The sequence below is a fragment of the Gilvimarinus sp. F26214L genome (assembly GCF_054401055.1).
Genome location: NZ_JBTIYG010000001.1, coordinates 122,477 through 147,117, shown reverse-complemented (window position 1 = coordinate 147,117; position 24,641 = coordinate 122,477). Strand labels below are relative to the sequence as shown.

The following is a 24,641-nucleotide window of genomic DNA, read 5'->3' as shown; positions in this document are numbered from 1 at the left end:
GGATTCGCGGGAGCGGCGAAGCTCCCGCGACCCCGGTTAGCTGACCGTGTAGGTGAAATGGCCATCGTCATGGACTGCCACGTGGATGGCTGCAATGGGGTTTCCGTCCGCCATCCGGGCCAGGCATTCGGAGGCCATCTCCGGGAGCAGGGTCCGGGTCAGTATGTTCTCGATGTTCCGGGCTCCCGTGTCCACTTCCTGACTGCGAGCCACAATGTGCAGCAGGACCTCCTCGTCGTAGCTGAACTCCGCGTTGTAATGTTCTTTGACGCGTTTGCTGATGCGGTTCATATTGATCTCGCCGATCTTCATCAGATCGTCGTCCGCCAATGGATAGTAGGGGATGATGGTGGTTCGTCCCAGAAAGGCGGGCTTGAAAAATTTCAGCAGTTGCGGCCGGAAATTATCCAGCAACACTTCGGGTTCCGGCGCCTCTTCCTGAGCGGAACAGATAGCGCGAATGTGTTCCTCGCCGGCGTTGGAGGTCATGATGATGACCGTGTTGCGGAAGTCGATGTCCCGTCCTTCTCCGTCCCGAATGGTTCCCTTGTCGAAAAGGTTGTAGAAGATATCCTGGACGCCGGGGTGAGCCTTCTCCATTTCATCCAGCAAAACCACGCTGTAAGGCTTGCGCCGAACCGCCTCGGTCAGTACGCCGCCCTCGCCGTAGCCCACGTAACCGGGGGGAGAGCCGAGCAGCATGGACACCTTGTGCTCTTCCTTGAACTCCGACATGTTGATGGTGGTGATATTCTGCTCACCACCGTACAGCACGTCCGCCAGTGCGAGGGCCGTTTCAGTCTTGCCGACCCCGCTCGGGCCCACCATGAAGAATACCCCGATGGGCTTGCGAGGGTCCGTCAGGCCCGCGCGGCTTGTGCGAATGCTCTGGGCGATGGCGTCCAGGGCATGACGCTGGCCGATGACCCGGTTCGCCAGTACGTTCGGCAAATCCAGCACGGAACGGATCTCATCGGACACCATTTTGCCGACGGGAATGCCCGTCCAATTGGCGACCACTTCCGCAATGGCCTGGCCGTCCACATTGACCTGAATCAGCGGGTTCTCCCCCTGGAGCTCGGTCAGTTCATCGCGCAGCGCGCTGATGGACTTCTTGATCTTCTCCCGCTCCTTGTCATTGAGAACGGGGGCAGCCTCTGGTTTGTCCTTCGCCAGGCTGCCCTGATAATCGTCTTCAAGTTGTTTTTGTAAGGCTTTGATCTCACGAACCTTATTCAGCTCTTCCTGCCATTGAGCTTCCTGTCGTTCCAGCTCGGCGTGCAAGGCCGCTTCCTCTTCGACCAGTGCTCCAATCTGCACCTCGTGGGTTCCGTGGGCGGCGTTCTCCCGGCCCAGGGCGAGCTTGGTTGCCTCACAACTGGCGATGCGGCGGCGGGTGTCTTCCACCGCGGCCGGGGTGGCGCTTTGGCTCAAAGCGACCCGTGCGCAGGCCGTATCCAGTAGGCTTACGGATTTGTCGGGCAACTGGCGCGCCGGGATGTAGCGGCTGGAAAGGCGCACTGAGTCCACCACGGCGGATTCCAGAATACGGACGCCGTGGTGGTTTTCCAGCATGGAGGACACGGCCCGCATCATTTCAATGGCCTTGTCCTCGTCGGGTTCCTCCACTTTCACCACCTGAAAGCGGCGGGTGAGGGCAGGGTCCCGTTCGAAGTACTTTTTGTACTCCGCCCAGGTGGTGGCGGCGATGGTTCGCAACTCGCCGCGGGCCAGGGCCGGCTTGAGCAGATTTGCCGCGTCTCCCTGTCCTTCCTTGCCACCGGCGCCGATCAGGGTGTGGGCCTCGTCGATGAACATGATGATGGGTTCCGGCGAGGCCTTGACCTCGGCGATCACGGATTTCAGCCGGTTTTCGAACTCCCCTTTGACACTGGCGCCCGCTTGCAGAAGCCCCAGGTCGAGGCTGCGGATGGCGACGTCCTTGAGTTGGTCGGGAACGTCCCCGGAGGCGATTCGCAGCGCGAAACCTTCCACCACGGCGGTTTTCCCGACTCCCGCTTCGCCGGTCAGAATCGGGTTGTTCTGGCGCCGCCGGATCAGGATGTCGGTGATCTGGCGAACTTCCTGATCACGCCCCAGAACCGGATCGATCTCGCCGTTTTTTGCAGCCTCGGTCAGGTTGACCGTGTACTTGTCCAGGGCGGGGGATTTGCTGACCTTGTCCAGCGGGGCGGTGTCGCCACCGGCGCCTTCGGCCCGAGCGCTGGCGGATTCGGTGGTGGTCCCGACAATGGCCCGAGTTACGTCCCGCAGGGATTCGGGGGGTATCTTTTTCAGTTCGCCCGAGGTGGCCTCGGTGGAGCGGCGCAGGTTCTCGTCGAGCATCAGCGCAGCGAGCAGGTGTGCCGAGGTGGCTTGCGGATGCCCGTATTCCACGGAGGCGAGCATCCAGGCGTTCTTTGCCAGGTCGACCACGGTGGGCGACAGGGCGGGCGCGCGGGAGTTGCCGGCCTTGATCCGGTCCAGTTCCCGGTTCAGGTCCCGGGTCAAGGTTCCCATGTTGACTTCGAATTTCTCGAGCACTGCCAGCAGATCACTGTCCGGAATCTCCAGCAGTTTCAGCAGCCAGTGTTCGACTTCCACATTGTAGTGGGTTCGCGAAAGGCACAATCCGGCCGCGCCTTCCAGTGCGTTGCGGGATGGTTCGTTGAGCTTCCCCACCAGCGATTTCAAATCGATACTGATCATCATTCTATCCTTGCTTGTGTTGGGTCCTTCTGTCCGGCCCGGGTTGGCGGACAACGGAGTCTTACTTCAACCGATTGGCCGATACAGTGATCCTGAGCGTTTCACGAGAGTACTGCTTCGGTTCACCTGTGCTGGACAGCCAGGTGTTCCAGCCCATGAGCGGGTTGGCCCCCTTGCTCAGGGAAATTTTTTGGGGCACATCCCTGCGCTTGACCTCGATTACAAAGTCGTAATCCTTGTCGATGCCTACATAGAGCCGCACCAGATCATTGAGCGCTTTAAGCGCCCGGGTCCCGGGCGCGAACCGGTGGAATTGCTCCTGGTTCAAAGGTCCGAGGCAGATTCGGATCTTGCTTTGTGCAAACCAGCCTTTGCGCCCGAAAATCAGAGACCTGCCCAATTGAACGTTCTGCCCCTTTGGGTTGGTGCGCGACCCCAGTCGGGATCGCGCATCGGAAATCAGCTCCTCCCACTGACCCACAAACTCCCGAATGCGAACGGGCACGTCGAAGTAATCCGAAAGCATCTGCTGAAGGCCGGTGGCCGTTCGCACGTGCTGAGTGAGCAGGCCGCCGTAATACACCAGGGATTCGTCCCGCACTCCGAGTCGGTTATGCAAACGTCCGGTACCCAGGCCGAGCAGAGAAAGCAGGGTTCGGGTGTGTGCATCGCTGGCGGGCCCGTTCGCGAGCGTGGGCTTTTTTTCGTACTCCAGAGGCAGCCGGTATTTGGTGGCGGCCCGGTAGAACAGCGATAAGGTCCGGTGGTTGAACAGGTCGAGAAAATGGGCGAGTGTCTCGTCTTTCTTTCTTAACCGCTGAAGCACCATCTCCGTGTAGTGAAAGGGCAGCACACCCATCGCGCCTGTCAGCCCCATGAAGGTCACGCGCATGTTCCAGCGTGGGGCGCCGTTCTGTTCCGACTCCCGCTCCAGGGAGTGAACCTCCGCCCCGGGAAATCGGAAAGACGGGCTCGTTTGCAGCCTGATCAGCTCCTGGGCCGGCGGAGCAAAACCGCCAATTCCGTTGCCGGCCCCCAGGCTGCGGCCCAGCCCCGCGGAACGTCCATCCAGACGCCCGGCGCGCTCCAGGATTCGCACCGCCTGGAAGAACGAATAGGCCTGCGGTGAAGCAAGGAGCTTCCCGACTACAGAAGAATCTTTTCGCCGGCTCGCGGAGGACATTTTTTAAGATAGCCTTCTTTCTTGTCGCGCTTCACTAACACGCGCGTAAAGGAGTTGATCGAGCTGTACAGCCCGAAGAAGTGTTCCAGCACGCTGGCAAAAAGATAGCCGCTGCTCCCTGTCAGTTGTGAGTCGTCAATGACCACCTCCACTTCCACGCCCCGGCACATGGTCGCGCGACCATCGATATTCAAGGGGGCGCTAACCGGGCGGGCGCTTACGGAGCGGACCGATTCAATGAGCGCCCGGGTCGCCGACGAGTCATTGAAGTCGTACAACCGCAGAATCTCCCGCAGGGATTCGGTGGCATTTTCGCCTCCGGTAATGGACAGGTGATTCAGGCTCAGATGGGAGATGAGCCGCCATCGCGCCGCATCGCGCAGCGGCGGGCGCACGGTCCGCGTGGGTTGCGTGAGACAGCGGATTCGCGCACAGGGTGGCGCTCCGTTTACACACTGCAGTTTGGGCTGATCCCGATTGAAGGGCAGCTTGGCCGGGAGATCGCGATTGCTGCAGGTGGTGTCGACCACCAGCACCCGGTCGTCCGGCACATTGGGGTTGAGCTGCAGATCCACGAGGCTGAGAAACAGGTCGGTGCCTTCATCCCGCTCCCCATCACCCAGCTTGGCGTGGCGGCGCGATGCCAGCCAGAATGCGTGCTCGCTGTCGTCCTGATGTTGATGCTTCAGTCCGTAGAAGGGCAGATAGGTGCGTTTTTCGCCGGCGGAGGTGGACGCGACCACGTCGTCCACCGAGTAGACCTCGTAGCCAACCGGCCGCCGCGAGTCCGGGACCAGTTGATACTCGAGCCGGGTATGGTCGATCTTGATAGGGTCCGCGGTGTGCTTGAACAGGTTCACTACTGGCACACAGCCCTGGACGAAGGTGCCCGCGTCTACGTTATGCTCCAACTCCACATCGGACTCGTCCACATAGATGTAGAGGTTGAGCTCAGAACCGGCGTCCGCCGGCATGCGCTCGGCGAGCCCCACAATGTCCAGGAACATGAACTTCTCCGGAAAGGCGAAGAAGTCGGTCAGCAGACGGTATCCAATAAACGAGGAGGGCGGGTAGGGGAGCATGCCCTCATCACCACCAAAGCCCACCGGCTGGATCGCGTCGCGCCCCAGGTAAACGGGCGCGGTGTCCGCTTCCGAAGTGGTCGCGACCACATTGTGGCAGCCGCGCAGCAGCATCTCGTAAAGGGGATGAATGTGCTGCGGTTGCCCTTTCAGATACAAACGCAGCCGGTTCGGCTTGAGGTCTGTGAACGTGATGTCGTCGTTGTAGGTTTCAATCTTCAGCCGGAGCACGCCGCCCGCTCCGCGTACCGACGATGCCCCGGGGGTACTGAACGGCCGTCCCATGAGGCTCGCGTCGGTCACCGAGATGGGCAGCAGTTCCGTGGGATACACAGTGGAAAAGCGGCAGTTCTCGCCCTGAAAGTGCTCCGTTTCCAGCAGGGTTCCCTTCTCGACGGTGTAAGGCGCGTCCAGTTGCTCCCGATCCGCCACGAACTGCACGATGGACATGGAGGGGATCGGACGCTGGTAGTGGGGATACAGAACACCCAGCAAAGCATCGCTCAGCTCCGGGAAATCGTCGTCGAGTTTGTGCTGAACGCGGGCGTTCAGATAGGCAAAGCTCTCGATCAGACGGGAAACATGCGGATCCTCGATGGTATCCGTGCTAATCCCGAGTCGTCCGGCGATTTTCGGGTGCTCCGCGGAGAACGCCGCACCCAACTGCCGGATGTAGGCCAGCTCTTTCTCGTAATAGGCGAGTAGTTCATCAGCCATATTGTGATTCTTCCACGTTGACCGTTCGCGATACCGGGTCCAGGGTCGAGTCGAACACCACCACCTCCGGCGCCGGGTCTGCATAGAGTGTGGCGTCGATGCGGAACCTTAGGGTTCGGTCGCTTCGGTCCTTGGCCTCCACGTTCTGAACCCTGATTGATTTGAACCTGGGCTCATACTCCTTGAGGATGGTTTCAAGGCGGCGGGTAAACTCCTTGCTTTTCTCCAGGCTGACAATATTGACCGTTGCCAGATCGGGCAGGCCATAATTCATCAGGGAAAGTTCCAGCTCCCGGCATTCCTCCGGCGGGCCAACCACCCGATAGCGGGTGTTGAGCAGATTCTCCAGGTCGCGCTTCACGCTTTCCCGAAGGTGGCCGGGTTGATTGCGGGCACTTTTGGCGGTTTCCACCTGCACATGGGGCTCGTCATCCAGCAGGCGATCCAGGATGGAGGGGCGGAGTTGCTTCTTTTTGTCCAGTCGTGCCATAGGGAATGCTCTGACGTATATTGCCGACGGCGCTAAGCGGATTGGGCCAGTTCAGTGACCAGTTCCAGCTCCGAAACCATCTGATCAAGCTGATAGTGGGGAACAAGATGGATCACGCAAACATATTGGCCGGGTTTCTCCGGGTGTTCGCTCACCCGGACTGAAGCCTCGCGCAAGGGATAGCGGGCCTGTTCTTCCCATTCGAGATCCTCCCGGCCGGTGGTATACCGGAACAGCCATTTGGTCAGATACTCTTCGCATTCCTCGGCGGTAATGAAGGAGCCCACCTTGTCCCGGATGATCACCTTGATGTAGTGGGCGATCCGCGAAGCGCACAAAATGTGTTGCAGCATCCCCGAAAGCTTCGCGTTGACGTCACCGGTTCGGGTGCTCTGACGTGCGGGCAGTTGCAGCGACTGGTTGCTGTAGAACGCCCCGTAAGGAAGGTCGTAACATTTGCAGAGGGGAATCAGGCCAAGCTCGCTCAGCTCCCGTTCCAGACCATCGGTAATGACAACCTCGGTGATCGGTTTTGTCGCGATCTCGCCCGAATCCGTCTCGAAGGCGGACACCGGGGCGTCTGTGAGCAGGCCGCCACCGATCTGATTGCGAGGGACGCCGCGGATATGTCCGAACCAGCCCACGCTGGCGAATTCGCGAATCAGAATGCCCCCGAAGCTGTAACAGGCGTTGCCCCACAGGTAGCCACCGCCGGTGCTGTCATCCACCTGTTCGTAAAAGAACACGCCTTTATAGCTCCCCGGTTGGGTGCGGTAGGGTTTGCGCATGAGTACCCGTGGCAGGGTGAGGCCGACAAAGCGACTGTCGGGCTTTTGCCGCAGGGAATGCCATTTGACGTATTCGGTTTGTCCAAAGATGGCATGCAGGTCGAGGCGCATGCCCAGGGTCGAGAAGTCGTCCAGCCCGAACAGTTCGCTCGACGCAGCGGCCACAAAAGGAGCGAAAGATGCGGCGGCAATCTCCGCCATGCCCGCAAGCGTAGCCACGTCGTCCTGTGGGTGGCGCCTGGAGGGGCGATGGCTTACCTGGTAGTCACCGATGATCACCCCATAGGGTTCACCACCCGGCGTACCGTATTCCTCACTGTAGATCTTCTGAAAGACGTGGCTCTGGTCGAACTCCAGTGCGCGATCGATATCCTTGGCCAGTTCTCCCCAATTGATATCCAGAAAGCGGACCTTGATATTCCGCTGACCGTCCGCCTGGCTCACCAGGTACCAAAGGCCGCGCCACGAAGCTTCAAGGGTCTGGAAGACGCTGTGGTGAATTATCCGGTTCAGTTGATCGTTGATCTGGTGATCGATGCGGGCGATGGAGGCCTGAATCGCAACAGCAATATCCCCTGCGGATGATCCGCGACGCAAGTCCTCGAACTCGGAGATCCAGTAACGCAGGGCCTCAGCCGGCGATGACTCGGCGAGGAACTCCCGCAAGCTGGTCACATAGGGGCGGCGGGAAGTGAGAGCATACAGGGACGTGGCTTCCCCCGATTCCTCCGCTGCTTTTTGTTCGTTCAACGCTGACACAGAATAATCCGTTACAGTGACAGAAATGGCGAAGGAGTCCGAAAGGCCGGATAAGCCATCAGACTCCAGTTATTGCGGTCCAGGGAAAGGCCGGCGAGGTCTTGTGCACCGGGCGGGCTCCATCCTTGGAGGTCGCCCGCTGGGAGCCCCATCGACGCGGATCTGCTGCAACATCCTCTTGCACCAGAATCCCGCCGGCCTTGCGTGCGGACTATCAGCCCGCCTTGGGTATATTGGCCACCAGCCGCAGGGAGGCGGTCAGCTCTTCCATTTGCAGCCAGGGGCGCATCCAGGCAACCGCATTGAATACACCAGGCTGACCGGGCACTTCCTTGACCTCAACATGGGCTTCCGCCAAGGGATAGCGCGCTTTCATTTCGGCGCTCGCGCCCGGACTACCGTTGACATAACGGCTGATCCAGTCGTTCAGCCAAACTTCGGCTTCCCCGGCTTCCATGAAGGAACCGATCTTGTCCCGGGCCATCACCTTGAGGAAATGGGCAATACGGGAGGTCGCCATGATGTAAGGCAGACGCGCCGAAATAGCCGCGTTCGCAGTGGCATCGGGATTGTCGAACTTCTTGGGGCGCTGGGTGGTTTGGGCACCGAAGAACACGGCGTAGTCTGTGTTCTTGTAGTGGCACAGGGGCAGGAAGCCCAACTTGCTGAGCTCTGCTTCGCGCCGGTCCGTGATGCCGATCTCGGTGGGACACTTCTGGTCCACATCGCCGTCGTCGCTCACGAAGGCATGGCTGGGCAAACCTTCCACTTTACCGCCACCTTCCGCGCCGCGGATGCTGGTACACCACCCATACTCGGCAAAGGCCTTGGTCAGCGTGGTTCCCAACGCATAGGCCGCATTCATCCAGCAGTATTCGTTGTGATCCGTTGCCAGCTGGCGGCCGTCCGCGTCGGTCGCCACTTCTTCATAGTTAAAGGCTTCCACGGGTTTGGTGGAGGATCCGTAGGGCAGGCGGGCCAATACCCGCGGCATGGCCAGTGTGACGAACCGGGAGTCTTCGCTGTCCCGGAAGCTGCGCCACTGGATGTATTCTGCGGAGTCGAAGATTTTTTCGAGATCCCGGGGCTTCGACAGTTCGGTAAAGGTGTCGAAACCGAACATCTCCGGAGCTGATGCCGAAATAAAGGGACAGAAGCCCGCAGCGGAAACATTGGACATTTTCGTCAGAAGCGAGACATCGTCCGGGTGGGACGAGAACTCGTAATCACCCACCAGAGCCGCGTAAGGCTGTCCGCCGGCGGTGCCGAACTCGCTTTCGTAGATCTTTTTGAAGATCTGGCTCTGGTCGAATTCCACGGCTTTTTCCAAATCCCGGCCCAGTTCCCGTTTACTCAGGTTGAGCAGGCGGATTTTGAGTTGGGAGCTGGTTTCGGAATTCATCACCAGGTGGTTAAGGCCGCGCCATGAACCTTCGAGCTTCTGCACCTTTTCGTGGTGCATGATGGCCGAAAGCTGTTTGGACATGGCCTTGTCGATTGCAGCAATTGCCGCGTTGACCGTGACGGAGAGGTTCTTGTCCCATTTCACAGTGCCTTTCATGGCTTCCTGGGTCAGGGTTCGCAACAGCTCTTCTGTCTCGTCGCGGGGCGTTTGCTTGGTGGCTCCGATCGCCTGCTCTAGAAAGCTGACTTCCTGGGCCTCGCCTTCAGCGGCTTCCGGTGCCAATACCTCTTCGGTTTCATTCGCCATTGTTGTCATCCTTCTCTTCACCATCAACGCCGAGCTCGCCGGACAGCGAGGCCAGTGCGTCAGTATTGCTCAGTACGTCTTCGAGAATGGTTTCAAGCTCTTCGGAACGGTCTGCCTTGGTGAGCAGGTCGCGAAGCTTGTTGCGGGTATCCATCAGCCGCTTCAGCGGTTCCACCTGTTCCACCAGGCGATGGGGCTCGAAGTCCTCCATGTTCTTGAAGTCCAGGTTGACCGACATCTCACTGCCGTCGTCTTCCAGGAGATTGTCCACCTTGAAGTTGAGCTGCGGATTGATCTTCGCCAGAATTTCGTTGAAGTTATCCCGGTCAATCTGGGTGAACTTTCGTTCCTTCAGCGGCTTCTTGTTGTCGGTGTTATCGCCGGAGTAATCCCCCATAACGCCCATGACAAAGGGCAGTTCCTTTTCAACGGCGCCGCCATCGGTCTCCACATCGTAGGTGATGTGAACCCGCGGTTTCCTGACCCGCTTCAGCTTATCGTGGATGCTATCGGACATGATCCCTAATCCTCTTTCCTCGGTTGGTTTTAATCTTCGTCAGTCTTGACGCCGGTGAGCTCACTGAAATGCTGCCGCGATGAGTGATCCGGAATAAGTTCGACCATGAGCTCTTCCAGCGACATTTTTCCCCATCGCACGGCCTTGTCGAGGACGTAGGAAATGGGAGAGTGGGGTTCCGTCTTCAGGAAGAAGCGGGCAATTTCAGAAAGCTGCCGAAAGGCTTCTTCGCGCGATGCGACCGGGCCGCTCTTCTGGGCAGCGCCTGAAGCGGGCGCGCTTTCCGAAGATCCTTCCGGCGTGGCTGCGCCTTCATCGGCCATGGCCTCAGCGGAGGAGGGCAGACGGTGCTGAGCAATATGATTGACCGCGCCCCGGCATTCCTCGAGTACTTCGATAATTGTTCGGGTGGGCGGCGCTTCGGCCGCTCCGCAATGCTCGTCCAGGAGCTGGGTGACCTGCTTGTACGCGTCGATGGCACCACCAAGGCCGTCGAGCAGCGATACAAAAAAATCCGATTCCGACGCGTTGACTGCCCGTTCGATGTCGGCAATGGTGAACCCGAGCTTTTGCTCCCGATCGAGGCGGGTCTCCTCATCGGGGGTGCGCTGAACCTCCAGCGCTTGCTGGTACTGCCAGAGGCTGAATGGTCCCGGCTCGTCTCCCTGAGTGATGGACACCTTTCGGATCGGTGCAATCAGAACGCCTTCGGCACCCTCGCCATTCAGACCCGCGAGACAGGAGGTGCGGGTCTCCATTCCGTCTTCATCCGGCATGGGGTGAAGATCGTCCCAGAAGTTCTGGATCAGCCCGCGGATCAGCTCGAACGCATCCCGCAAGCCTTCGAACCCGTGACGGCGCAACAGTGCTTCCGTATACCAGGTGGCGATCTCCAGGTCTTTACTTTGCTCTGCAAGGATGTTCGGCGCGAGGTTCATGACCGTGCGCCAATGCTCGTCCGCTTCGGAGGTGCTGCCGTCATGAATGCTGTTTCGTTCCGCTGAGCGGGCGGCAGTGCGCGCGGATTTTAGTTGCTGATAATCGGAGGAGGGGGAGGAGTTCTCGCGAATGTCGGCTCCGGCGGGAGCATCCTCGGACACGGGGGCCAGCAGGCGGTCTAAGTCAATAATGTTCGGCGAAGCCATGGAATTCCCGTTCCTTTTTTGTTTCCGTCAGTTTCCGTATGTGTCCGCTATCGGTTCTGTTTTGATTTGAAACGGATCTAATGAATTAGGATTAGATCGTCTAATACTTTGGTGCTAATCGAAATCATACGAAAGTATTATTTGTGTTGTTCTCGCGGAATCTTCGTATGGTGTGAACGGACTTTTTTGTTAATCCGTTCCGCGAAAAACAGTCAATCAAATGCAATCCGATCGAACAACCCGGTCACGCTGTGGCGCGCTAAACTAGCACAATCAATCGCGGAAATTAACTACCACCTGAGAAAATGTCAACGCTGTTCGGAATGCGCAACAGACTTTCGTGGAGTCTGGACTTTTCGTCGCAAGATATTATAGTGCGCATGCTCGCCAGGGATTTTAAACTGTCCGCGCCCAAACGATTTAACAAAGGTTCGGAAAGCTTGAGCGCGATGGTACGCGCGTGGTGTTACGATAGTATTCAGGAAGATCGATCAGATGGCTTTGCAGGTAACGCTCATAAGAACACCGGAGAATCTATCCGAATCCGGGACAACACCCACCGTTCATACCTTTGACCAACAGGGCGGAACCCTGGGGCGGAGCAGCAGTAACACTTGGTCTCTGCCGGATCCGGATCGATTCCTGTCCTCCTGTCATTGTGAAATCGTCGCGGACGGCGATCAGTTCTACATTGTCGACCTGAGCACCAACGGAACCTTCGTGAATGGATCGCCGGAACCACTGGGCAAGGGCGTAAAGGCGCCTCTCACGGACGGGGATACTTTCGAGATCGGCGATTACCAGTTTTCCGTGAGTCTCGCGGGAGCCGCGACGGCTTCACCGTTCGGCCCTGGCGACGATATCGGAGGACCGGGGTTCGCGGACTTCCCACAAGGCTCCGGCAACAGTCCTTTTGCGGATCCGTTCACCCCGACCACTGACGACCTTTCCCTTTCTCCGGACGTGGAGAACACCGATCCGCTTCGCGCGCTGGACATTGCGGGCCGGGCCGACCTCCCGGATGGGAAAGATCAGGATATTTTTGGAGGCGGTGGGGCCGCCACAGTATCGGACCCCTTTGCCGGGCCGGACCCTTACGCCGGAATGGGGCAGGTGGACCCGTCACCAGGCCTGGATCAGGCTGTCAGCTGGCCGGACTCCAACCGGCAGGCCCTGATCCCGGACGATTGGGAAGACGACCTTCTGGGGCCATCCACGGATGCTGCTCCTGCTGCTACCCCGATTCCGGAGTTCGAACAGCAGCCCCCCGTGTCACCGCCGGAACCTGTGGCAGTGGCACCTTCGCAGCGGGAGGTGTCGGGAGATCTTCACCCGGGAGGTGCGCCGCAAGGCGTGGCACCGCCAAACCCCCAGATTTCGCCGGTGCCGCCCGCACCGGCACCGGAGCCTGTTCAATCAGCGGAACGCACGTACGAGCAGCCGGTCGTCGCGCCCGCTCCGGGCCGGGGCAGGCCCGGCGTGCCCGAAGGAGATCCAACCCCGCAGGAATCGGTGCCTTCCGGAAATACCAGTGCGCGGTCTTCGGCCGGCCCGGCTGATCAGGGTTTTGTTGCCGCTCTCGGTCTGGATGCCACTGGTCTTACCAATGAGCAGATCAATGAGATCAACGAAACGGCCGGGCGTTTGGTCCGGGAGATCGTCGAGGGAATGATGCAGGTGCTGCGATCCCGCACCAGCATCAAGAACGAGTTTCGTATGAACGTGACCACCATCGAGCCCTTTGAGAACAACCCGCTCAAGTTCTCCGTGGGTGTGGACGAGGCTCTGGAGAACATGTTCCTGAAGAAGAGCAAGGCCTACAAGGAGCCGGTGGAAGCCTTCCGTGAAAGCTTTCAGGAAATCGGAGAGCATCAACTGGCAATGATTGCTGGCATCCGTGTGGGCTTCGAGAAAATGATGGCCCGGTTTGACCCGAACATCCTGCAGGAGCTGTTCAATCGGCAGGGCAAAAGCGGCGCGCTTCCCATGGTTCAGAAGGGCCGCTACTGGAGCCGTTACTGCGAATACTTTGAGGGCTTCTCGGACAATCTCGAATCCTCTTTTCAGAATCTGTTCGGCAGCGACTTCGTGCAGGCCTATGAAGATCAGCTGCGCAAGTTGAGCGCATCCCGAAAAAATAGCAGGCAGGAGTAGCCATGATCCTTGCAAAATCTACAGGAAAACTGATTATCGCGGGCTTCGCGGCATTGTTGCTGTCGCTCGTTGGATGCAGCTCGTCGAAAAGCCGGGTTGGCGGGGCTTTCAATCTGGATACGGACCTGAAGCTGTCCTTCCTTGCCGATGCGAACATCAACCCTGACCACAACACACGTTCGTCTCCGGTGATCGTCCGGCTCTACGAACTCAGCACCGATTCGGGATTCGCCAAGGCCGACTTTATTGATATCTACGAACGGGACGAGAAGGTTCTCGGCCGGACCCTCCTGGGTAAACGGGTCTTCAATCCCATTGTCCCCGGTGAGCAGCGGGACGAAGTTCTGGTCCTGAGCCCGGGCACAACCCACGTGGCGCTGTATGCGGAGTTTTCCCAGTATCAGGGCGCTGACTACAAGGTGGTGTTTCCGGTGACCCAGAACAACGTATTCCGCAACTCCGCAAAGATCAGGATTGTTGAAAACCGTCTTTCGATGGTGGACTAACCAGCCGACTCGCGCACCGGGGAAAGGTCCCGAGGCACACAAGGATTGAGTTTTGGCCGGACTTCCGGTCCCGAACAAAACAGGATAGTGAGAACGATATGTCGCTAGAGAGCAGAGTTGTATGGTCCGAAGGGATGTTCCTGAACCCTCAGCACTTTCAGCAGCAGGACCGCTTCTTCGAACGCTACATTCACAACAAATGCTCAGCTCTCGGTGCATATGCCTGGGGCCTTCAGGACGTTGAAGTTGACGCCCAGCTTTTGAAGCTGGGAAAGATCTCCCTGCTGCGCGGCAGCGGAGTATTCCCCGACGGAACGCCGTTCAGCTTTCCGGAGACCGATGAGCCACCCCCGGTAATGGAAGTCACGCCCGGCATTCACAATTCAGTGGTATACCTTGCAATCCCGGTCCGCCGTCCCGGTGCGGTGGATGTACTTCCCGAAGAGAATACCCAAAGCCTGGCCCGATATTATTCCTCGGAAATGCAGGTTCGGGACGTAACGGTGGAAGGCGGCGATAGCCAGACCGTCGATGTGGGCAAACTGCGCCTGCGCCTGCTGCTCGATACGGATGACCTGAGCGGATACACCTGCATCGGAGTGCTCCGGGTGGCGGAGGCGCGCGACGATAAAGACGTTTTGCTGGACCCGCAATACCTGCCCACCTGCCTGGACTGCGGGGCCGCTCCCAAGCTTTCCGGTTTCATCGGCGAGTTGGTGGGCCTGCTTCACCACCGGGGGGAGTCCATTGCCGGCCGCCTCGCCGACGCACGGCGTGGCGGCACCGCGGAAATTGCCGACTACATGCTCTTGCAACTGATCAATCGATTGGAACCCTTCGTCTTGCATCTGAGCAAGATCAAGGGCCTGCATCCCCAGGCGCTTTATTCCGAGCTTCTTCAGATGGCCGGTGAGCTGTCCACCTTTGTCAGCAAATCCAAGCGGCCGCCCGCGCTTCCCGATTACCTTCACGACGACCTGCAACAGACATTTGCGCCGGTAATGGGCGTGCTGCGGGAATATCTGTCCATGGTCTACGAGCAGACGGCCATTGCACTCAATCTGGTGGAGAAAAAATACGGAATCCGGGTTTCCGAAATCGCCGATCGCTCGCTGCTCACCAGCGCCACCTACGTGCTCGCGGTGCGGGCCGACGTGAAAGACGATGTTATTCGAACCCGCCTCCCGGCCCAGATCAAGATCGGCCCGGTGGAACGCATCCGGCAGCTGGTGAACGCAGCCATGCCGGGTATCGCTATCAAGCCATTGCCGGTAGCCCCACGCCAGATTCCGTTCCGCTCCGGCTACACCTATTTCGAGCTGGACCGACACAGCGAGTTCTGGAAAGAGCTCCAGACCTCCGGCGGTTTCGCCCTGCATCTCGGCGGAGATTTCCCCGGCATCGAGATGGAGTTCTGGGCGGTGCGGCATTGAATGCCGGCCCCGTTGATGCCTGATCGGGTTGTTGGGTTACGGCCTTCGGCCTAACCCAACCTACGCGCGACGAATCGCACGCGGCACCTACAGGCACCAAACCCGCAGGTTGGGTTAGCGCAGCGTAACCCAACAAAGATTGGACCCGTTGATGCCAAATTGGTGTTGTTGGGTTACGGCCTCCGGCCTAACCCAACCTACGCGCGCCGAATCGCACGCGGCACCTACAGGCACCAAACCCGTAGGTTGGGTTAGCGCAGCGTAACCCAACAAAAATTGGACCCGTTGCTGCCAAATTGGTGTTGTTGGGTTACGGCCTCCGGCCTAACCCAACCTACGCGCGCCGAAGCGCGCGGGGCACCTACAAGCACCAAACCCGTAGGTTGGGTTAGCGCAGCGTAACCCAACAAAGATTGGACCCGTTGATGCCAAATTGGTGTTGTTGGGTTACGGCCTTCGGCCTAACCCAACCTACGCACGAGAATCGCACGCGGCACCTACAGGCAAAACCCGTAGGTTGGGTTAGCGCAGCGTAACCCAACAAAGATTGGATCCGTTATGCCAAATTGGTGTTGTTGGGTTACGGCCTTCGGCCTAACCCAACCTACGCGCGCCGAATCGCACGCGGCACCTACAGGCAAAACCCGTAGGTTGGGTTAGCGCAGCGTAACCCAACACAAAACCCGAACAAAAAGAGCTGCCCTGGAGAACACCGTTTTTATGGATGATTCCGACCAAACCGTCTTCAAACAACCGATGCCTGGTGGGGACCGCACCGTCATGCGGCCGCGGCCGGGCAGAAGCGGCCGTGGCTCACCGGAGGGGTATTCCGCTCCGGAGCCCGGTCGGCCAGCGGGAGCAGCACACGCGCCACCACCGATCGATACGCCCCTCGCCTTCGATGCCGGTGAAGGACTCAATCCCCTGGTTAACGCAGCGTCCACACTGATCGCCGTCTTTGAGCGTACCCGCCAATCCATGAGTCATCCGGATGTAGGCGGCCTGCACCAACGCCTGGTTCAGGAGGTGCGCAACTTCGAGGCCCAGGCCCGGGAGCAGGGCATACGCCAGGAAATCATCCTCTCGGCTCGCTACCTGCTCTGTACCATTCTCGATGAGGCGGTCATGAACACCCCCTGGGGAAGTGAAAGCGCCTGGTCCCAGCGTTCACTGCTGACCGTATTTCACAGCGAAACCTCCGGTGGCGAAAAATGCTTCCTGATCCTGGACCGCATGCGCCAAAGCCCTGCGGAGAACCTGGACATCCTTGAGCTTTTCTATATCTGCCTGGGCCTCGGCTTTGAAGGAAAGTACCGCGTGTCCGCTCGCGGCCGGGATGAACTTCACCACATTCGCGATGAACTGTTTGCCACCATCCGGCGTTATCGCGGGGATTACGAGCGTTCCCTTTCAACCCGCTGGCAGGGTCTGGGAAACACAGGCAAGTCTCTGGCGGAGTTCATACCCATGTGGGTGGTGGCGAGCCTGGTGGCCACCGTACTGTTTTTCGGCTACGGCGGGTTCCGCTACTGGTTGTACAACTCCGCCACCCCGGTTGCGCAGCAGCTTGGCGAAATTGCCGATGCGAGTCCCGAACAGCAGGACCCGTAATCAATTGAAGCCCTGGATGAGGCACCGAGTACCGCGTGCCATACGAGCGCACGCGATTATCGAGATCGAACGGATATGAAAAAAATAGGACGTTTCCTGACCCATCCCATCGTCATGTCGGTGTTCGGCCTTGTGCTGCTGAGCCTGCTGATCTGGTTCGCGGGTCCGCTCATAAAGTTTGGCGAAGACAATAGCGCGCCACTGTCCAGTGTGGTCGCGCGATTGCTCACCATCATGGTGATCGTGTTGATCTGGGGTTTGAACAACCTGCGAATTCAACTTCGGAACAACAAGAGCAACCAGGAGCTGCTCGACGATATCGGTGAGAACAACGAGGCGGAGCAGCCGGACCTAGCCTCCAGCCAGGCCTCGGAAGAAATCCACCAGATGAACGAGCGCTTTGCCCAGGCCCTGGCAACCCTCGGCAAGCTCAAGTTTCAGGGCCGGGGGCGCAAGAAGGCGGTCTACGAGTTGCCCTGGTACATCATCGTGGGCCCTCCAGGTTCCGGGAAAACCACCGCCCTGGTGAATTCAGGGCTGGATTTTCCCCTCGCCGACCAGTTCGGCAAGGGGGCGGTACAAGGCGTCGGCGGCACCCGCAACTGTGACTGGTGGTTTACCAACGAGGCGGTGCTGATCGACACCGCCGGCCGCTACACCACCCAGGACAGTCACCGCGTCGTGGACAGTTCCGCCTGGGAAGGTTTCCTGTCGCTGCTCAAGCGTAATCGCCGGCGCCGCCCCATCAACGGTGCGATTGTTGCGATCAGCCTCCACGACCTCTTGACCCAGACCGAAGAGGAGCGTGCCCAGCAGGCGCGGACCATTCGCCTGCGGCTGGACGAGTTGATGGAGAAGCTGGAAATCCGCTTTCCCGTCTACCTGCTGTTCACTAAAACCGACATGGTTTCCGGGTTCGCCGAGTTCTTTGAAGACCTCGGCCGTGAAGAGCGCGAGCAGGTTTGGGGCGTATCTCTGCCCAATGCACCCAAGGCCTCGGAAGCACCGGATTTTCAGTTCCTCAAAACTGAACTGACGACCCTGATCCACCGGCTTTACGATCGTGTGCTGTTTCGCATGCATCAGGAACGCGACGTCAAACGGTGCGCGGCCATTCAGGGGTTCCCCCAGCAGATGGAGAACCTCAGCACCATCATCGATGGCTTTGTGAACCAGACCTTCTGCAAGAACCGCTTCCATTACCAGCCCTACCTGCGTGGCGTTTACTTCTCCAGCGGCACCCAGGACGGAACCTCCATCGACCGTCTCATGACCTCCGTGTCCGCCAACTTCGGGTTTTCCCGCGAGGCGTCCCAGTCTGCGTCACAGCAGGGTAAAAGCTTTTTCATCTCCCGGTTGTTCCGCGAAGTGATCTTCCCGGAGTCAGAGCTGGTGGGCTCCAATGCACGCTATGAAAAGCTTCTACGCTGGTCTCAGCGCGCCGCCTACGTTGGGCTTGCGGTCACAACCGTGCTGGTGGTTCTGACCTGGACCGGGAGCCTCACCCGCAACAAGATGTACATGAACGAAGTGGCGGGGCACGTCGAGGAGTTCCGCAAGGAAGAGGCGCGCCTCAGTCGCTGGAACAGCGACATCCGCACTGTACTGCCCGCCCTGAATGCACTGGCGCAGGCCAGGACCGTCTACGATCAGGAGAGCCACCCCTGGCTGTCCGGAATCGGACTCTACGACGGTCGCGTCGACAGGCAAGCCAATCGCGCCTACGAGGCCAAACTGAAATCACTGTTGCTGCCCAGGCTGCTCGAGACCCTTGAGCTGTCATTGCGGTCCGGAGCGCAGCAAGGAGACCTTTACAACACCTTCCGCACCTATGTGATGTTCAGCAAGGTGGAGCATATGGAAGCGCCGCGGGTAGCGGACTGGTTTGCGGCCCACTGGAGCCAGCACCTGCGCGGAGCGGGCACCCACCGGAAGGAGCTGCAAACTCACCTGGAGGCCTTGCTTCAGCTTCCTCTGGAGCCCCAGCCGCTCGACGAACGGGTGGTGGCACAGTCCCGCGCCGCTCTGTTGGCGGTGCCTGTCTCCCAGCGGGTGTACAGCCGGCTCAAATCCAACGCCGAATACAACCGGCCCGTCGACATGCTGAACTACTACGGGGAGTCGGTGAAAAGTTCGTTCAGAATCGATGAGCGTACCCGTGAGGCATTGGCTGTACCGGCTCTCTACACCATCGATGCCTACAAGCAGATCGACTTTTCCCCGGAATCGCCGGCGGTGGCGGACGTGGTCAACGAACGCTGGATTCTCGGTGACGAAGAAGATGCGGGCGTGGACTTTCTCAAGCAGGACCTGGACGAAATCAGCGAGCAGGTAAAGGAGCATTATCTGGCGGACTACGGCAGAGCCTGGTCGGAGGTGTATCGTTCCCTCGACATCGCCCAGTTTGGTGGCCTGCGGGAGTTGAACGAAGCATTGACGGTTGTTGTGGACCCGGTCTACTCGCCGATACTGTCCATTCTGCGCGTGGGCAAAGACAACACGGAACTCACCCCGGCGCTGGATGTGCTCGGCGATAAACTGGACGGTGCTGCGGATCAGGCCGGCGACGTTCCCGGGCGAGCCGGTTACCTTGCCAGTCGCGGTGGCAGGCTTGCGGCGGGTGCGGGCGGTTTGCTCGCGGACAAGGTGGAGGGAACCGCCGTGGACAAGCGTTTCCGTTCCCTCAACCTCCTGCTGCGGGAGAGTCCCCGCGGACCCGCGCCCATCGAAGCCACCATGCGCCGGGTCGAAGAGTTGCAGCGCTTTGTGGAGGAAATCACCCTCGCGCCGGACCCGGCCCAAAAATCCTTCGAGGTTGCCAAGGCGCGTTATCAGAGTGGGGCATCCAATCCCATCACCAGCCTGCGAGCCTATGCCCGTTCCACGCCGGATCCAGTTCGCCGCTGGCTCACTTCACTGGCCGATGAAAGTTGGCGGGTTGTGCTGGAAAGCGCCCATCAACACGTCAACGCCGAATGGCAGGCACGGGTATATGGCAGCTACAGCCGTGCTCTGGCCGGCCGATATCCCCTGCACCGTTCAGCCCGTGACGAGTTGGCGCCGGCGGACTTCAGCGCGTTCTTCAAACCTCAGGGTACTTTGCACACATTCTTCAGCGAATACATAGAGCCGTTCATTGAAACCCGCGGCCGGTGGGAGAACAAATCCATTGACAACTATTCGATCGGGTTTTCCCCGTCCAGCCTCGCCCAACTGCGGCGGGCCGCGGAGATTCGCAACATCTTCTTCCGTGAAAGCCGCGAGTCCCCCAGCATCAAACTGGAACTGCGCCCCTACAACATGGACCGCAACGACGCGCGCTTTACCCTGGACCTGGGCGAGCAGCGGCTGACCTACAGCCATGGCCCCAAATTCTGGACAACCGTAACCTGGTCCGGAAACAGCGATGCGCGGCGGGTTCGACTGGTCTTTGAAGATCTGGACAGCGCAGTGTCCGAGGCCACCTACACCGGCCCCTGGGCCTGGTTCCGGCTCATGGACGACGCCAGTATCAAGGCGGCCTCCCAGTCCAATGTGTACTGGATTACCTTCAGCACCCGCGATGACGCTCGCGAGATCGTGTTCGAAGGCAAGGCCACCAGTATTCACAACCCGTTCAAGAACGACCTGATCGGCCTGTTCAGATGCCCGGAGTCCATATAAATGGCCAATAGCGCAATGGCTGGGCTGTACGGAAAGCTGCCCGCACACGGAGATTTCATCTACCGCAATCTGGCGAGCAATTTCATCAACGCATGGGACGGCTGGTTGCAGGGTTTTGTGGGCAGCACTCAGGAACAGATCGGGGCGAACTGGCTGGACACCTATCTCACCAGTCCCATCTGGCGGTTCGCCCTGTCCGAAGGCGTAATCGATCAGAACGCCTGGGCCGGAATCATGTTGCCCAGCGTTGACCGGGTCGGGCGGTATTTCCCGTTTTCCATTGCAAGGCCCCTGGATAAAACCGCAAACCCGCTGGAGCTGATTGGCCAAACGGCCTGGTTTGAAGCGGTGGAAACCGCCGCCCTGAATGCCCTGGACGGACGGCTGGTGGTGGATCAACTGGTGGAAGAGATCAACCTGCCCACACTGGACGGAAGCAACGCCTACATGGGCCCGGCGGTCGCGCTGGGTCCCCGGGGAGCGGTGATCGAACTGGACGAAGAGGCCCAGCAATTGGGTTCCGCCTGCTCCTTCCTGCTGGACGCTGCCATTCGGGAAAGCGCGAGCAGCTACAGCGTGTGGGCGACCCGCGGTTCCGAACTGGTGGAGCCCTGCTTCTTTTACTGCCGGGCGCTGCCCCGCTTGCAGGGGCTTGCGGCCATGATGGACGGACGCTGGTCCCACTGGGGATGGCCGGAACCCAACCGAATGAAGTTTTCCGGACAAGCCCGGGAATATACGGAAGTAACGAATGAATGATTCAACGTTCCGGCGGCCGATCGCCTGGACAAGCAGCGCCCGTACGGACGTGGGGCTGGTACGGGAGGTTAACGAGGATTCGGTGATTGCCCGGCCGGACGCGGGTGTGTGGGCCGTGGCCGACGGCATGGGCGGTCACCATTTTGGTGATCTGGCCAGCAATGCCATCGTGACCGCCCTGGATGCCATAGAACCGCGCGAATCCCTCAGCGATTACGTGGACGCGGTGGAAGACAGCCTGCTCGGGGTCAATCAGCAACTGCTTGAAGAGGCGGCGCAAAAACTCGAAACCGGCACCATGGGCAGCACTCTGGTGGCGCTGGTCATCAAGGACCGGGTGGGCGCCTGTCTCTGGGTGGGGGATTCACGCTTGTATCGCTTCCGCAACCAGGAGCTGGTGCAGCTTTCACGGGATCACAGCCAGCTCGAGGAGATGATCGAACTGGGACTGATCTCCCGTGAGGAAGCGGAGAACCACCCGGACCGCAACATCATTACGCGCGCGATCGGGGTGGAGAGCCCCCTGTTTGTGGACGTACATGTATTCACCACTCAGGTGGGCGACACCTTTCTGCTGTGCAGCGATGGGCTCTACGGAGCGGTGAGCCGGGATGACATTATCGCCACACTGGAGCAGCGGGACGTGGAAAAAAGTACGGCGGATCTGGTTGAAAAAACCCTCGCCAACGGAGCACCCGACAACGTGTCGGTGATCGTGGTTCAGGGCAACCCGGGTCGCGTTGCCCCCTCGCAGTCGGAACAGGCCTAAGGTGCGATGAGCGAGATGGACGACAAAACCGTCATAAAAGTCCCGGGCCGGTCGACCGCCGAAAGCGCGGACGCGGATACAGGCAACGGCGCCGGGCCTGACCGTACCCGCTTCAAACCCAGGGCAACCGCTCCCGAAAAAACACGCATAAAATCCGAGGCGCGACCGGCGCCGGCGGATACCACCCGATTCAAACGGCCGGCCCCGCCGCCCGACGACCGAACCCGCGTCCAGCCCCTGAAGCCCTTGGGGGATGCAACGGCCGGCGAGGAGGGCGCTGACAGTCGCCACGCGGGAGCCGTGGCCGGCGACGATGCCCGAGCCCAGGCAAAAGCCAGCGGCTACGACCTGCTCAAAAACCGCTTTGTGTTCGAGGAAGTGCTCGGCGCGGGCGGCATGGGGATCGTGTACAAAGCCAAAGACCTCTTGAAGGTCGAAGCTCAGGACCGGGACCCCTACGTGGCCATCAAGGTCCTGAGTGATGAGTTCCGGGCACACCCGGAAGCCTTCATCGCACTGCAGCGCGAATCCCGCAAGACCCAGCGCATGGCCCACCCGAACATCGTAAGCGTCTACGACTTCGACCGGGACGGGGACACGGTCTTCATGACCATGGAGTACATGGACGGGACTCCACTGGACAAACTGATCAGCCAGTATCGCGGGGTTGGGCTGCCCACGGAAACCATCTGGCAGATTCTCGAAGGCATCAGCGCGGCACTGACTCACGCCCACGAACAGAGCGTCATCCACTCGGACTTCAAGCCGGGCAACATTTTTGTCACCAGCAGCGGCACCGCCAAGGTTTTTGATTTCGGTATTGCCCGCGCTGTGGCAAAGGCCGAGAACCGGGAGGAGAGCAAGGATGATCGCACGGTTTTCGACGCGGGCACGCTGGGCGCGCTGACCCCCGCCTACGCGAGCCTGGAAATGCTCGAGGGCAAAACCCCCGACGTGCGCGACGATATCTACGCGCTGGGCTGCATCGCCTACGAGCTGTTCACCGGCGAGCACCCCTATAACCGGATGCACGCGGACGAAGCGCAACGGCAGGGTATCCGGCCCAAGCGCATCGCCGGTCTCAAAAAATCCCAGTGGCGCGCCATCGAGCGGGCACTGGCCTTCGAGCGCGCCAACCGCACCGAATCCGTGGACGCCTTCTGGCGAGAGCTGACCCGCAAGGCCAGCCACACGGGCAAGATCGCCGCGGGGTTTCTGCTACTGCTCGGGGTCGCGGGCGGAGCGGCCTTTCAATACTGGCCCCAGGAGCAGAACCCGTTTTCCGAAGATCAGTTCCGCAGCGAAATCGAGCGGAACCTTCGCATCGAATTAAAAAAGGAAGCTCTGGAAACCCTCTACGAGACCGCGGAGTTTTCCGCAGCCTGGGAAGCGGATCTGTGGAACGATGTGCAGGAGCTCCGCGCGCTGCTCGGGGAGGATGAGTGGCTGCTGGCGAAAGAGTCGGCGTTCTACGAGCTGTACCTTCAGGAGATCGACCAAAAACTGCAGGCCGTGGATTTGCAGCGGGCCGGGAGATTGGTGGACAACGCCGCTCGCTATACCTCCGACCCGGTGGCACTTGAGGCCTTCCAAGCAAAAATCGAGGCGGCCCGGCTCGCCCAGCAAAAAGCAAAAGCTCAGGAGAGCGAGAGACAGCAAGCCCTCGCCGAAGAGCGGCGCCGTGCGGCGGAACAGGCGAAGGAGCAGGCCAGAAAGAATGATGAGTTCGACTCCGCCCTCGCCAACGTCGATCGCCAGTTGCAATGCCACACCACCATCGACATCAAGGATTTCGGGATTGCAGTCGGCCAGCTGCGGACCATCAGCAGTCAACGCTACTCGGTGGAGGAACCCAGAATAACCCGCAGCCTTGCACTGTGTCTGGAAAAGATCGGCGCTGCCTTTCCGGAACGGGCGGAGGATGCCAAGCGCGCCGCCATGCGGCTGTTTCCGCGCAACGCCACTATTGCTGGCATTAACATCGTGCCCCGCGACCCCTGTGGTCCGTCCCTGGCGGGAGCCGGAGCGCGCGGGCGCGGCGCCACCTGCAGCGACAAGGCGCGCGATGTTCGCAACCCGCCCACCATGGTGGTGATCCCGGGCACTGGTGCCATCAAAACGTTTGCCATTGGCCAGTTTGAAGTGACGGTCAGGGAGTTCAATGAATTCTGTTCGGCCACCGGCAAGTGCGCGGCCAACGAAGCGGCGGACAGGAGCCTGCCTGCGCATAACATCTCTCTCGCCGCGGCCAGGGGCTACCTCAACTGGCTCAGCGAGCAATCGGGTCGCCGCTACCGCTTGCCCACCAAAGCGGAATGGCAGCATGCGGCGGGCGCGCAGGGCAGCCGAGTGGATTCGAATCGCAACTGCCACCTCAATTCCCGTGGCATCAGCAAGGGCAACGCCCTGGTCAAGGCCTCCATCGGCCAGAAGAATCGCTGGGGCCTGGTGAACCATCTGGGCAACGCGCGGGAATGGGTTTCCGATCGGGGAGGGCGCTACCTTGCCATGGGCGGTTCTTTTGAAACGGCCATGGACGAATGCACCGTACAGCACAGCACGCCCCACAGCGGAGAGCCCGATCCCGTGACCGGGTTCAGGGTGTTGCGGGAAGTGGACGGGTGAGAATGCGTGCAGATGCAACG

The 24,641-nt window shown here is 59.8% G+C and carries 16 protein-coding genes; 8 read left to right on the top strand and 8 right to left on the bottom strand.

What is annotated here, in order from left to right:
- Window positions 1-36: 36 nt before the first annotated feature.
- The 8 genes from tssH to tssA form a co-directional block, all read right to left on the bottom strand.
- Window positions 37-2,709, bottom strand: coding sequence for a type VI secretion system ATPase TssH (gene tssH / locus ACURWW_RS00560; RefSeq protein WP_458618424.1), 2,673 nt, complete (start codon window positions 2,707-2,709; stop codon window positions 37-39).
- Between the two features lie 61 nt (window positions 2,710-2,770).
- The gene (gene tssG / locus ACURWW_RS00555) at window positions 2,771-3,892 is read right to left on the bottom strand and encodes a type VI secretion system baseplate subunit TssG (protein ID WP_445615059.1); all 1,122 of its coding nucleotides are present in this window, start codon (window positions 3,890-3,892) and stop codon (window positions 2,771-2,773) included.
- The gene (gene tssF, locus ACURWW_RS00550) at window positions 3,856-5,691 is read right to left on the bottom strand and encodes a type VI secretion system baseplate subunit TssF (RefSeq protein WP_445615058.1); all 1,836 of its coding nucleotides are present in this window, start codon (window positions 5,689-5,691) and stop codon (window positions 3,856-3,858) included. The genes tssG and tssF overlap by 37 nt, the downstream gene beginning before the upstream one ends.
- Window positions 5,684-6,181: a type VI secretion system baseplate subunit TssE gene (tssE, locus tag ACURWW_RS00545; RefSeq protein WP_445615057.1), complete on the bottom strand. Its 498-nt coding sequence runs from the start codon at window positions 6,179-6,181 to the stop codon at window positions 5,684-5,686. The genes tssF and tssE overlap by 8 nt, the downstream gene beginning before the upstream one ends.
- A gap of 32 nt (window positions 6,182-6,213) precedes the next feature.
- Window positions 6,214-7,728 carry a type VI secretion system contractile sheath large subunit gene (gene tssC, locus ACURWW_RS00540; protein WP_445615056.1) on the bottom strand — a complete coding sequence of 505 codons (1,515 nt, stop codon included), beginning with the start codon at window positions 7,726-7,728 and terminating at the stop codon, window positions 6,214-6,216.
- Between the two features lie 214 nt (window positions 7,729-7,942).
- The gene (gene tssC / locus ACURWW_RS00535; RefSeq protein ID WP_445615055.1) at window positions 7,943-9,439 is read right to left on the bottom strand and encodes a type VI secretion system contractile sheath large subunit; all 1,497 of its coding nucleotides are present in this window, start codon (window positions 9,437-9,439) and stop codon (window positions 7,943-7,945) included.
- Window positions 9,429-9,956, bottom strand: coding sequence for a type VI secretion system contractile sheath small subunit (tssB, locus tag ACURWW_RS00530; protein ID WP_445615054.1), 528 nt, complete (start codon window positions 9,954-9,956; stop codon window positions 9,429-9,431). Before tssB ends, tssC (ACURWW_RS00535) begins: the two co-directional genes overlap by 11 nt.
- Window positions 9,957-9,985: 29 nt before the next feature.
- Window positions 9,986-11,101 (bottom strand): type VI secretion system protein TssA, encoded by a 1,116-nt coding sequence (gene tssA / locus ACURWW_RS00525; RefSeq protein ID WP_445615053.1) that lies wholly within the window; start codon window positions 11,099-11,101, stop codon window positions 9,986-9,988.
- A 495-nt stretch (window positions 11,102-11,596) separates the two neighbouring features.
- Here tssA and tagH point away from each other — a divergent pair, with 495 nt between their 5' ends.
- From tagH to ACURWW_RS00485, 8 genes are all read left to right on the top strand, one after another.
- Window positions 11,597-13,255, top strand: coding sequence for a type VI secretion system-associated FHA domain protein TagH (tagH, locus tag ACURWW_RS00520; protein ID WP_445615052.1), 1,659 nt, complete (start codon window positions 11,597-11,599; stop codon window positions 13,253-13,255).
- Between the two features lie 2 nt (window positions 13,256-13,257).
- A complete protein-coding gene (gene tssJ, locus ACURWW_RS00515; protein ID WP_445615051.1) occupies window positions 13,258-13,761 on the top strand; it encodes a type VI secretion system lipoprotein TssJ in 504 nt (167 codons plus the stop codon).
- 98 nt (window positions 13,762-13,859) lie between these two features.
- Window positions 13,860-15,194, top strand: a complete 1,335-nt coding sequence (gene tssK, locus ACURWW_RS00510) for a type VI secretion system baseplate subunit TssK (protein ID WP_445615050.1) — start codon at window positions 13,860-13,862, stop codon at window positions 15,192-15,194.
- Window positions 15,195-15,914: 720 nt separating this feature from the next.
- Window positions 15,915-16,805: a type IVB secretion system protein IcmH/DotU gene (gene icmH / locus ACURWW_RS00505; protein WP_445615049.1), complete on the top strand. Its 891-nt coding sequence runs from the start codon at window positions 15,915-15,917 to the stop codon at window positions 16,803-16,805.
- A gap of 75 nt (window positions 16,806-16,880) precedes the next feature.
- Window positions 16,881-20,468 (top strand): type VI secretion system membrane subunit TssM, encoded by a 3,588-nt coding sequence (gene tssM / locus ACURWW_RS00500; protein ID WP_445615047.1) that lies wholly within the window; start codon window positions 16,881-16,883, stop codon window positions 20,466-20,468.
- Window positions 20,469-21,227 (top strand): type VI secretion system-associated protein TagF, encoded by a 759-nt coding sequence (gene tagF, locus ACURWW_RS00495; RefSeq protein WP_445615046.1) that lies wholly within the window; start codon window positions 20,469-20,471, stop codon window positions 21,225-21,227.
- Window positions 21,220-21,996: a PP2C family protein-serine/threonine phosphatase gene (locus tag ACURWW_RS00490; protein ID WP_445615045.1), complete on the top strand. Its 777-nt coding sequence runs from the start codon at window positions 21,220-21,222 to the stop codon at window positions 21,994-21,996. Before tagF ends, ACURWW_RS00490 begins: the two co-directional genes overlap by 8 nt.
- Before the next feature lie 15 nt (window positions 21,997-22,011).
- On the top strand, window positions 22,012-24,621 hold the full coding sequence (locus ACURWW_RS00485) for a protein kinase domain-containing protein (RefSeq protein ID WP_445615044.1): 2,610 nt from the start codon (window positions 22,012-22,014) through the stop codon (window positions 24,619-24,621).
- The last annotated feature ends 20 nt before the right edge of the window (window positions 24,622-24,641 follow it).

Bases quoted from the DNA above. Each gene is read 5' to 3' on its own strand.
- tssJ (WP_445615051.1), top strand. From the start codon at position 13,258: ATGATCCTTGCAAAATCTACAGGAAAACTGATTATCGCGGGCTTCGCG.
- icmH (WP_445615049.1), top strand. From the start codon at position 15,915: ATGGATGATTCCGACCAAACCGTCTTCAAACAACCGATGCCTGGTGGG.
- ACURWW_RS00485 (WP_445615044.1), top strand. From the start codon at position 22,012: ATGGACGACAAAACCGTCATAAAAGTCCCGGGCCGGTCGACCGCCGAA.
- ACURWW_RS00490 (WP_445615045.1), top strand. From the start codon at position 21,220: ATGAATGATTCAACGTTCCGGCGGCCGATCGCCTGGACAAGCAGCGCC.
- tssM (WP_445615047.1), top strand. From the start codon at position 16,881: ATGAAAAAAATAGGACGTTTCCTGACCCATCCCATCGTCATGTCGGTG.
- tssG (WP_445615059.1), bottom strand. From the start codon at position 3,892: ATGTCCTCCGCGAGCCGGCGAAAAGATTCTTCTGTAGTCGGGAAGCTC.
- tssE (WP_445615057.1), bottom strand. From the start codon at position 6,181: ATGGCACGACTGGACAAAAAGAAGCAACTCCGCCCCTCCATCCTGGAT.
- tssK (WP_445615050.1), top strand. From the start codon at position 13,860: ATGTCGCTAGAGAGCAGAGTTGTATGGTCCGAAGGGATGTTCCTGAAC.
- tagH (WP_445615052.1), top strand. From the start codon at position 11,597: ATGGCTTTGCAGGTAACGCTCATAAGAACACCGGAGAATCTATCCGAA.
- tssA (WP_445615053.1), bottom strand. From the start codon at position 11,101: ATGGCTTCGCCGAACATTATTGACTTAGACCGCCTGCTGGCCCCCGTG.
- tssH (WP_458618424.1), bottom strand. From the start codon at position 2,709: ATGATCAGTATCGATTTGAAATCGCTGGTGGGGAAGCTCAACGAACCA.
- tssB (WP_445615054.1), bottom strand. From the start codon at position 9,956: ATGTCCGATAGCATCCACGATAAGCTGAAGCGGGTCAGGAAACCGCGG.
- tssC (WP_445615055.1), bottom strand. From the start codon at position 9,439: ATGGCGAATGAAACCGAAGAGGTATTGGCACCGGAAGCCGCTGAAGGC.
- tssF (WP_445615058.1), bottom strand. From the start codon at position 5,691: ATGGCTGATGAACTACTCGCCTATTACGAGAAAGAGCTGGCCTACATC.
- tagF (WP_445615046.1), top strand. From the start codon at position 20,469: ATGGCCAATAGCGCAATGGCTGGGCTGTACGGAAAGCTGCCCGCACAC.